Source organism: Frankia sp. KB5, from assembly GCF_002099325.1.
GTDB classification, from domain to species: Bacteria; Actinomycetota; Actinomycetes; order Frankiales; family Frankiaceae; genus Frankia; species Frankia casuarinae.
This window is the reverse complement of record NZ_MRUJ01000132.1, coordinates 1-9,842: the sequence shown is the minus strand read 5'-3', so window position 1 is coordinate 9,842 and position 9,842 is coordinate 1. Positions and strand designations below refer to the sequence as shown.

Below are 9,842 nucleotides of genomic sequence, written 5' to 3'. Positions count from 1 at the left end.
CCCCCGCAGCGCCTCCCGCAGCCGAGCGCGGACGACCCGGCGATCGATGGCCCGCCGGCCGAGCACCATGATCCATGCGATACCCAACGCCCACAGGCCGGCGAGGGCACCGAAGGCAAAAACGTTGAACGCTCCGATCATCGCGAAGCCGACGAGCAGCAGAACGCTCGCGGCGAGCCCRCCACCCACGGGTGTTTCCGTACCCCGCCGGCTACGGCGTCATACCGACTACTTCATGATGTTGGTCATATTATGGATCATCGGACGGATTCAGTGACGCCGTGACTCCACGTGAGGAGGGCCGGGTCGCAGTACCCGCCACAGCGCGCCCAACGAGGTGAACTGGATGTCGGGCGGCGCACCGGCGACCTCGTCAACCACCCGGTCCGGGGCGTGYTGATGACGCAGATGATCCATGATCTCGTCACGGTTGGCGGGGAAGACCGCCCGGCCGAGCCAGCGGGCGAGCTCGGAGCGTTCCTCGACGTCCACCGGCGTCATCCCGGCCGGCACACCGACCCGCGACCCAGCGGCATCCAGGTTCTGCGGGCCACCGGTCGCTTCCTCGGGGAACGGTTCAGCGGAGCGCCATTCCTCCGCCCGCGTGTCCCGCCCGGCCCGCACAAGCCCCTCGACCTCGTGCGCCAAGATGTCGTCGCGCACAGGGCCGTGCTTGGTGCTTCCGCGATCCACTGCCATGTTCTCGTTCCTTTCCGCTGTTTCAGTGGTGCGCGCTGACGGACGAAGCAAACCCGCGATCGGGCCACCCGGCTTCTCCGGTCAGCAGATGTTCACGGCCAGCGATGGGCGGGAACACCGGCATCCATGGTGCRGATACCCCACAACGTGTTGGTCAGACCCGCCGAACGCCTGGAGYGGGCCGAAGCTCTCGACCCGGTGGCAGTGAAGATCCGTGACATGGTCCGCCGCTCCCTGCACGACGGGACCATCCGGGACACCCTGCACGGCGTGCCGCTCGGTCACCCTCTGCATCCGGCGCTCGCTGCGCTCCCCATCGGAACCTGGATCTCCGCGGGAATCGTGGACCTGCTCGCGGGACGTCACGAGGGGTCCGAACGGGCGGCCCGGGTACTGATCGCCACGGGGTTGCTCGCGGCGGTCTCGGCCGCCGCCAGCGGCCTCGCCGACTACTCCGAGCTGCATGAGCGCCAACTGCGGGTCGGGGTGGCGCACGCCGCGACGAACAGTCTGGCGGCCTGCTGCTACGCCGCCTCGCTCGGCATCCGATGGCGTGGCAACGGCCGCCTCGGCCGTCGTCTCGCGCTGCTCGGCCTCGCCACGGCCAGCACGTCGGCCTACCTCGGCGGTCATCTGGCCTACCGGCAGGCGTCGGGAGCCAACCACACCGAGGAGGTACCCCACCTGCTGCCGCCCGGTTGGCATCCGCTCGCCCTTCTGGACGAACTGGCGGACGGCCGACCCGAGGCGCGGCTGTTGCGGGATGTGCCGGTCGTCCTCCTCCGGAAGGGAGACCACGTCGACGTACTGGCCGGCCGGTGCAGCCACCTGTCCGGACCACTGCACAAGGGAGAGATCATCCGAAGGGACGGCTTCACCTGCCTGCGCTGCCCCTGGCACGGCAGCACCTTCCGGGTGACGGACGGCGCGGTGGTGCATGGTCCCGCGACCGCGCCCCAGCCGCGGTTCGATGTGTGGATCTCCGATGGTGAGGTCCGGGTACGGCTGCCTGGGGCGGGATAGCTACCGCGGAATAGCTAACTKGGGCGGGACAGCGTCGAGGGGCTGTCCGCCGCGGAGCGGGGCGTCCCGGCTGCCGGACCGGTTGGCGGGACGGCTGGCGGGACGACGGCCGGGCTGGCGGCGCCAGCCGAGCGCTGTAGGCCCGCGCGGTCCGAGCCCGGGCGCCCGGTGGTGGCCATCTCGCCCACCCCGTAAAGCGCATAGGCTTTCCTGATCACCGGCCGGGCCACGTTACGGACCGGCACCCCACCGGCCGTCATCCCGTGCTCCGAACCGGCATGGGYGTGACCGTGCAGCGCAAGGCAGGCGGCCCCCGCGTCCACCGCCTCGGCAAGGTGGTAGCTGCCGAGAAACGGGAAGATCTCGGTTCGCTCGCCGATGAGCGTGTCCGGTACCGGAGCATAGTGCATCAAAGCCACACGGATTTCGCAATCCAGACTTTCCAGCGCACCGCGCAGCCGGGATCCGGCGTCCTTCGTGTGCCGGATGAACGCCTTCATCAGTGGTTCGCCGAAGTCGCTTCCGCTGGCCCCGGCGAACCCCCCGCCAAATCCCTTGACGCCGGCGATTCCGAGACGGCGGCCGTCGATGTCGAGGACCGTGCCGCCGCCTTCGAGGACGGTCACGCCAGCATCGGCCAGCATTTCGATGATCTCGTTCTCGGCACCGCCGTGGTAGTCGTGATTACCCAGGACGGCGACGACGGGCACCTCGGCGTCCGCCACCTCGGCCGCGACGATCTCGGCCTCGGCCGGCAGCCCCCGCTGGGTGAGATCACCGGCCAGCAGCAGCACGTCCGCCCGACCGGCGAGTCCACGCAGCAGCGGTGCGAAGGTTCCGCGGCTGTCCACGCCCAGGTGGATGTCGCCGACGGCGGCAATTCTGATCATGAGATGGTCTCCACGTTCGGCGGCGCCTCGGTCGGCATCCCCCGATCCGCGATGGTGACCTCGTTACTCACCAGGCGTCCGGGAAGCGCCTCGGCGAGCACATCCGCGACGGCCCGGCGGCGGGCGTCCGTGGCGACCTCGCCCTCGACCAGGATCTGCTGGCCATCCACCACCACCTCCAGCCCGAGCTCGGCCACCCTTGGATCCTCGGCGAGGCGTTCGTGCAGGTCACCGGCAAGATACTCATCGGCCTCGGTGAGGTTCAGTGCCCCGTACCCGGCGGTGTCGGCGATCCGCTTCGCGGTCCCGGCCTTCTCCGCCGCACCCGCTGGCACCGCCCCACCCGCTGGCACCGCCCCACCCGCTGGCACCGCCCCACCCGCTGGCACCAACGGGCCGTGCGGACGTGAACCCGTGGGGGTGCCCCCGGCCGACGGAGCACCTTCGGTAGACGGAGCACCTTCGGCCGACACTGCACGACCGGCGGCCGGGATCAGGTTGAGCCGGGTGGCCACGAGCAGGGCCGCCTCGGCGAAGGGGGAGGTGGCCGTCGCGCGACGTACCTGATCCCAGTCGACCTGCTCCCGCATCGCTCTGATCATCGGTATCACGCGAGCGAGGTCACAGTACCGTTCCTCCAGGGCCAACAGGGTCATCTCGAACCAGTCGGTGGCATCCAGCACGGGCATGCGCACCGAGTCCACCGACATCTCACTGGACCGCTCCAGCGTTTGCTGGGTCACCGCCCGACCCACCGGATGGTGGATGAGATCGACCAGCACCTCGCCGTCGAACACCTTGGTGAGCCAGTCCTCGGGTGAGTCGACCGGGCGCAGGCCGGCGTTCGCAAGCACCTCGACCGCCCGCGGCACGTCGTCCTCGCGCAGCATGAAATCGACGTCGTGGACCGGCTCGGGGCCGCCCCGGGCCCAGCAGGCGTAGCTGCCCCCGAGAGCGAACGGGATGCCCGCCTCCTTCAGGGTCACAGYCACGCGTTTCAGACTCTCCCGCAGGCCTCTGGGCGCATCCTCCATACCGCTGCCCGTACCCGCGGGAACCATGTGATGCACCTCGCGTACCCCACCGGAGTCGGGCGGCAGGTGGCTGTCGCGATTGCGACACCTCTAAATGACTACCTCGAAGCGGTGACAGGACTACTACAGAAGCATGGCGCCGTCCGGCTATCCGTAGTTATAATTTCACTACATGCCACAAGAGTTACCACTTCGACGCCTGATAGACACCTGAATCTCACGGCTTGACGACACCGAGCGTCGACATGAGCGATGATGACCTTCGCGGCAAACCTGTCGCCCGCCTACTTCGACACCGGATTGGAAGCGAACCCTGAACACGCGCACACGATCCGACCAGTTGGCCAGGGCCCTCGGAGGGGAAACAGCCGCACCGGAGAACTCCGGCGAACGCCTCCCTGAACAACGCGCCACTGGGCCGGCCACCCTGACCTCGCGGCCGGCCGCCCCGGGCGGCCACGGCGTGGTCGACCTGTCCAGCCATCCCGGCCAGCTGGCCCGCCGGCTCCAGCAGGTGACCTATCAGCTCTGGACCACCACCGTCTCGACCGAGACGACACCTCCGCAGTTCGTGGTCCTCAACAGCCTGCTCGCTGATCCCGATATTGATCAGCGCACGCTCGGAGAACGAGCCTCCCTGGATCGGTCGACGGTGGCCGATGTGGTGGCGAGGCTCGTGCAGCGTGGGCTCATCCGMCGGGTCCGTGACCCGCGTGATGGCCGGCGCAACGTCCTGCGGCTGACCAAGCGGGGAGAGTCGACCCACGGTCAGGTGGCGGACCGCATCGACCAGATGAACGACAAGCTGCTGGCGCCGCTGTCCGAGGAGGAACAGACCGCCCTGTTGTCGATGTTGGCCCGCATCGTCGACCAGGATAGGCCCCATTAACACGATGCGGGGTCGCTACGTATCGCCCGAGGTCKATGACGGTCGGCATCTTCGGTATCGCCGCCTCTTGACGTCCTCTCCGCCCTGAAGGGTGGAGATTCCCGCCTGCTACGCCGCTGTTCGCATCCCGGTCGTGGACGACCCCGCAGGCCGGGCACGTCCACGACCGGACGGTCAGTGGTTTCGGCCCGTCCTTCACCCCGCACGCCGAACAGACCTGCGACAACRCAAACCACCGGTCGACCTTCACCACGGTCCGGCCGTACCGGGCGGCCTTGTACTCCAGCATCCCGACGAACCGCGACCAGCCAGCGTGGGACGGCTCCGCCTAGCATGGCCAGGCATCACCGACCAGAAGCAGCCCGATGCCTGTCCAGATCACGAAGGTGAAAATGTGACTTCACGAATCTCTCGTGGGGCATCCACGCCGCGAATCCGGTGAACGTCGCCGGTCTGCTGCTCGCTGCCGGGGCAGGACGGCGGATGGGACGCCCCAAGGCTCTGGTCGAGTTGGGCGGTGTGACGCTGGTCGAGCGGGGTGTCCGCCTGCTCACGGCGGGGGGCTGCCGGCCGGTCGTGGTCGTCACCGGCGCCGCCGCGGACGAGGTGGGCATCGTCGTGCGACGCCTCGCCACCCGCCGGGTCGCCGGGCCGGCGCCCGCGGGCTGGGATGCGCCCGAGATCGGCCTGGAACCCACGGCCGGCCTGATACCGGAGGTTCGCCTGGTATCGGCCGCGCGGTGGACCGAGGGTGTCGGCGCGTCGCTGCGGGCCGGTCTCGCCGCCCTGGTCGGCACCGACACCGACGCCGTGGTTGTCACCCTGGTGGACCAACCTTCCCTCGGCGCGGCGGCGGTGYAACGTCTGATCTCCGCCGCGGCCGACCCGGGGTCGGCCCATCCGGCGATGACCGCCACCTACGGAGGCCGGCCGGCCCATCCCGTCCTGCTACGCCGCTCGGTCTGGCCCGAGGTGGCGGCTCTCGCGCGCGGCGAGGCCGGCGCCCGGGCGTGGCTGCGGGCCCACCCGGGAGAGGTCACCGGCGTGCCCTGCGACGGCACCGGCTCACCCGCCGACGTCAACACCCCCGCCGACCTCGAAACCCCCGCCGACCTCGAAACCCCCGCCGACCTCGCCAGCGGCGACACGCACACCCAGCCCGGGTAGAACGCTAAGGACCCATGAGTAGGAACACCGCCGCAACGACGTGAGAAACGGAAGAACAACAGCGAACCCCGGTATTCCAAGAAAGGATGACGCCCAACCGGGCCACCGGCAGTATCGGCGGCACGGGAACCGGCGCGGGGCACCATACCATCACCATCTGAGGCTGGCCGGACACCCGGGGATGGTGTCGGGCGCTGCGCGATGGGCTCGGCGGGAAACGTTACGCAGACCATCGTGCTGGTGGCGGGTCAGGGACGGACACGACGCTCGCTCGCGGAAAGGACGTCTCCGTGTCCGACGCCCGCCATCGATCCCGCCGCAACAGATTTCGTGGTGGCGCGTCCCATCACGGCGCGTCCCGGTATGGCGGGTCCCGGGCCGGTGGCCGCGGCCGTGCCGTCACCGTCGGCCTGGGCATCGTCAGCGGCGCGGCGCTGCTTGTACTGGGCGCGTTGACCGCCACCGGGATCGGGTTCGCGGCCCGCGCCGCCTGGGATGCCGGATCGGCCGGGGAATGCGCGGACGGCGGCGAACGGGCCACCCTGACCATCACCACCGCGCCGGCACTCGCGGCGCCGATCAGCCGGCTCGCCGCCGACTTCGATCGTCAGCGCGCCGGTGCCGAGGGCTCGGCGGGCCCGTGCGTGACCCTCGCCGTGTCGGTGGTCGCCTCCGACCGGGTGCTCGACACGCTGTCCCGGCCGGAGTCGCCGGACTCCCCCGGGCCGCCCGACGTCTGGATCCCGGAGTCGGCCGACTGGCTGGAGCTGGGCCAGGAATCGGACCCGGTCACGGCGAAACTGCCGGCGAAGGCCACGACGATCGCGGGATCGCCCGTCGTCATCGCCATGCCGAGACTCATGGCACAGCGCCTCGGTTGGCCCGAACATCATGTGACCTGGGCCGAACTGGCCGCGGCCGCGGGYGAGGCCGATTTCTGGACCCACCGGGGCGAGCCCCAGTGGGGGGACTTCCGGTTCGCCATGGCCAATCCGGAGCACTCGGCCGCCGCGCTGCGGGCCGTCATCGCAACGGTGGGCGCCGCCCGCGGACTCACCGCGGCCGAGATGACCACCGGCACGTTCGACCAGGATCGCGCGGCCCAGCTCACCGTGCTCCGGCAGGAACGCTCCATCGACTGGCTGCCAGAGTATGACCAGCAACTCTTCGACTCGGTGCGCACCGGCGGCACGGAGAACGGCGCGGCCGGATCCGCTCCCTCGGCCTTCCCGGCTCTGGAGGCCGATGTCATCGCCTACAACCGGTCCCTGACAAGCCAGAACGGTAACCCCCCGGCCACGACGCTGGTGGCGTCCTACCCCTCGGACGGGATGTTCACGGCGACGGTGCCGTACATCGTCCTGAAGAAGACGGCGAGCTCGTCGTCCCGGCGGGCCGCGGCGGACGCCTTCGCCGCGTTCCTGCGCGGGGACGCGGGCCGCGCGGCTCTCAGCGGAGCCGGTTTCCGCACACCCACCGAGCTGGCGGGCCACGATGACCCAGGCGGGCTGGCCGGGACGCTCAACGCGACCGACGGGGTGCGCTCCGTCCCGCCGAAGCTGGCGAGCAYGGACGCCTCCGACAGCACGCTCGGCACGGCTCGGCGGTTCTTCCGCCATGCCCGTCAGCGTGGTGCCACCCTCGTGGCGCTCGACAGCTCCGGATCGATGGCCGAACCGGTCCCGGGCACCGACCCGTCAAGAACTCGGCTGCAGGCGGCCGTCGAGACCTCCCTGGCCGGCCTGCGCCTGTTCRCACCCGACAGCCAGGTCGGTCTCTGGCGGTTCTCCGGCGAGCAGGGCGCCCAGGGAGTCCATGGCTACCGGGATCTCGTGCCGATGGCTGCGCTCAACGCACCCGGACGAGGCGGCACCCATCGGGACGAGCTGATCGCCGCGCAGGCCGGGATCGTCCCCGGCGGAGCCACCGATCTGTATGCCACCACGCTCGCGGCCTTCCGCTTCCTGACCCAGCACTACGTCCCCGGCCGGCTCAACCAGGTCGTCATCCTCACCGACGGTCGCGACACGAACCGGGGTGCGGCCGCGCCGAGCCTGGACAGCCTGATCGAACAGCTGCACGCCGAGTACGACCCGAAGCGGCCGGTCGCCATAATCATGATCGCCTACAGCAACGACGCCGACCTCACCGCGCTGTCGCGCATCGCCGCGGCGACCGCAGGACGCTCCTACCTCCGGCCGGACCCGAGCCAGGTGGTCGACATCTACCTCGACGCGCTCACCCGCGTCCGCCCCTGAAGCCACGCGCCCCTGAAACCGCGCCCCTGAAACCGCTCAGACGGGAACTCCGGCGGCACGCCGTCTGCCGGCTCGGGTCCGGCGCGGATCGGGACTCGCGGCGTCCGGGAACCTCCGCAGGTATTCGCGTTCGAGCTCCAGCATCCGTGCGGTGTGGGTCTCGAAGGCGTCCTCGCTCCCCGCGATGAAGGCATCGTGCCGGGTACGATGCAGGTGCCGCAGCTCTCGGACGAGATCGACGTCGGTCAGCTCCTGCGCGGGAATTCCAGCTGGTCGGTGCATCATGCCCTCGGTCTACCCATTCCGGCGGCGCGATTCCCGGCTGGCGGGAGGACCAGCAGGTTCGGCGGGATCGGAACATCCGGCCCCGGGCCGGGCGGTGGTACCGGATCCGGCGCGGGCTCGGGTGGCGTCGGCTCGGGACCGGGCAGAACAGGATCGGGGATCGGCGAGGGCGGCGAGGGCTCGGGTGGCGTCGGGCCGGGACCCGGCGGCGCGACCGTGACGATGACGGGATACGTGGTCTGCATCTGATTGCGGTGCCCGGATGGCCCTCTTCACACACCGGGACGACCAGATGCCCGCTCCTTCTGGTCAGGCGCTGGCAGACGCTGGTCGATCTGTGGCTGGCTCGCTACCGTTGCGCACTATGACCGGGCTGGTTGGATCGGCGGCTTCTTCCTGCGACGTCATCCAACGTACCGAGCAACGCATGTCCCGGATGGTCGGCTACACCCGAGCAGCCTGTGCGACGTTCGTGATCATCCCGCTCTTCGGCTGGGCTCGCCTGCGCCACCCGTGGATCGCCGTGCTGATCGTGGCTGCCGCGGCCGTCGAGGCATCCTGGTTCACCTGGCGGGTCTGGCGGCGGCCGGGCCGGCTGTCCCCCCGGTTGGTCCTGGCGGACGTCGCCTTCTGCGTGGCGCTGATGCTCGTCGGGTCCAGAGCCGCGCAACCCGACGAACGCAACAAGATCATGACTGAGCTCGTGCCGTTCAGCCTCGTCGCACCCGCGGGCATCGGCTTCGGCCTCGGGCTGACGCTGCTCGCGGTCGGTGCGGTGGCCGTCCTGATGGCGGCATGGAGCCTGGCCGTGCTGCCGGATGTCTCCCTCAAGCTCGGTTCGGACCTGCTGGGCTTCGCCCTGTGGTACGTCGTCGCCATGCTCATCGCCCGCGAGCTGCGCGCGCTCTGCGCGGCGACCGCGGCCGCCCAGGACGAGGCCGCGGCGGCCGGGCGGCTCGCGATCGAGCAGGAGAAGGAGGCCGAAAGCCTGCGCCAGCGTGAGATCACCCATCGGGAGATCCACGACTACCTGCTCCCCGTCGTCGATCATGTTGCCGCCGGTGGAGTGCCCTCACCGGCACTCGTCCGGGAGGCCCGGCGCGGGGCACAGCGGGCGCGTCGGATCATCATGGATCCACGCGGGATGGACCCGCGGGCCCTGGCCGTCGACGGCACGGCTTCACCGGACTCCACCCAGAACGGCCTCGAGGAGATGATGTCCGCGGTCGTGGACGCCTTGGCCGACGAGGGGCTCGCCCTGGTGCCCTTCGTGTCGATCAAGGGCGAACCGCCCGCGGAGGTCCGCGAGGCACTGGTGGCCGCGACGAGGGAGGCCCTGCGCAACGTGGTCCGACACTCCGCCAGCACCGACGAGGTCCACCTCTTCGTCGAGGGCGACGCGGATTCGGTGCTGGTGGTCGTCCGGGACAGGGGCGTGGGGTTCGATCCCGGCTCCGTCCGAGCGGGCGGGGGCATGACCGGAAGCTATTCCGCCCTGCGCCGGTATGGCGGGGAGACCCTGGTGACCGCCTGGCCGGGCGATGGGACGAAGGTGACCTTCCGCTGGCCCGCCGCCGAGCCGACCGGAGCCGGCGCG

At 70.3% G+C, this 9,842-nt stretch carries 9 protein-coding genes and 2 pseudogenes; 5 read left to right on the top strand and 6 right to left on the bottom strand.

Translation table 11 applies throughout. From position 1 onward, the window contains the following. Nucleotides 1-189: pseudogene (locus tag KBI5_RS13860) on the bottom strand (hypothetical protein); the annotation flags it as partial. An 81-nt stretch (nucleotides 190-270) separates the two neighbouring features. Beyond that, nucleotides 271-699 carry a DUF2795 domain-containing protein gene (locus tag KBI5_RS13855; RefSeq protein WP_011434799.1) on the bottom strand — a complete coding sequence of 143 codons (429 nt, stop codon included), beginning with the start codon at nucleotides 697-699 and terminating at the stop codon, nucleotides 271-273. 147 nt (nucleotides 700-846) lie between these two features. Between KBI5_RS13855 and KBI5_RS13850 the strand changes: the two genes are divergently transcribed. Next, nucleotides 847-1,722 carry a Rieske (2Fe-2S) protein gene (locus tag KBI5_RS13850; protein WP_241882887.1) on the top strand — a complete coding sequence of 292 codons (876 nt, stop codon included), beginning with the start codon at nucleotides 847-849 and terminating at the stop codon, nucleotides 1,720-1,722. 14 nt (nucleotides 1,723-1,736) lie between these two features. On the opposite strand, the gene KBI5_RS13845 is transcribed toward KBI5_RS13850, so the two are convergent. Beyond that, a complete protein-coding gene (locus KBI5_RS13845) occupies nucleotides 1,737-2,612 on the bottom strand; it encodes a metallophosphoesterase (RefSeq protein WP_085015470.1) in 876 nt (291 codons plus the stop codon). Next, nucleotides 2,609-3,604 (bottom strand): phospholipid-binding protein, encoded by a 996-nt coding sequence (locus tag KBI5_RS13840; RefSeq protein ID WP_347272501.1) that lies wholly within the window; start codon nucleotides 3,602-3,604, stop codon nucleotides 2,609-2,611. Before KBI5_RS13840 ends, KBI5_RS13845 begins: the two co-directional genes overlap by 4 nt. 382 nt (nucleotides 3,605-3,986) lie before the next feature. On the opposite strand from KBI5_RS13840, the gene KBI5_RS13835 reads away from it, so the two are divergent. Then, on the top strand, nucleotides 3,987-4,535 hold the full coding sequence (locus tag KBI5_RS13835) for a MarR family transcriptional regulator (RefSeq protein ID WP_232235176.1): 549 nt from the start codon (nucleotides 3,987-3,989) through the stop codon (nucleotides 4,533-4,535). A gap of 115 nt (nucleotides 4,536-4,650) precedes the next feature. On the opposite strand, the pseudogene KBI5_RS13830 reads toward KBI5_RS13835, so the two are convergent. Beyond that, nucleotides 4,651-4,863, bottom strand: a pseudogene (locus KBI5_RS13830) (zinc ribbon domain-containing protein); the annotation flags it as partial. Nucleotides 4,864-4,973: 110 nt separating this feature from the next. Between KBI5_RS13830 and KBI5_RS13825 the strand changes: the two are divergent. Continuing rightward, nucleotides 4,974-5,702 carry a nucleotidyltransferase family protein gene (locus KBI5_RS13825; RefSeq protein ID WP_085015468.1) on the top strand — a complete coding sequence of 243 codons (729 nt, stop codon included), beginning with the start codon at nucleotides 4,974-4,976 and terminating at the stop codon, nucleotides 5,700-5,702. 290 nt (nucleotides 5,703-5,992) lie between these two features. Then, the gene (locus KBI5_RS13820; protein ID WP_085015467.1) at nucleotides 5,993-7,960 is read left to right on the top strand and encodes a substrate-binding and VWA domain-containing protein; all 1,968 of its coding nucleotides are present in this window, start codon (nucleotides 5,993-5,995) and stop codon (nucleotides 7,958-7,960) included. 36 nt (nucleotides 7,961-7,996) lie between these two features. Here KBI5_RS13820 and KBI5_RS13815 read toward each other — a convergent pair whose 3' ends face one another. Continuing rightward, nucleotides 7,997-8,245: a DUF6158 family protein gene (locus KBI5_RS13815; protein WP_011434791.1), complete on the bottom strand. Its 249-nt coding sequence runs from the start codon at nucleotides 8,243-8,245 to the stop codon at nucleotides 7,997-7,999. Nucleotides 8,246-8,672: 427 nt separating this feature from the next. Here KBI5_RS13815 and KBI5_RS13805 point away from each other — a divergent pair. Continuing rightward, nucleotides 8,673-9,842 (top strand): ATP-binding protein (locus KBI5_RS13805; RefSeq protein WP_198537701.1); only part of this gene is annotated, 1,170 nt, incomplete at its 3' end.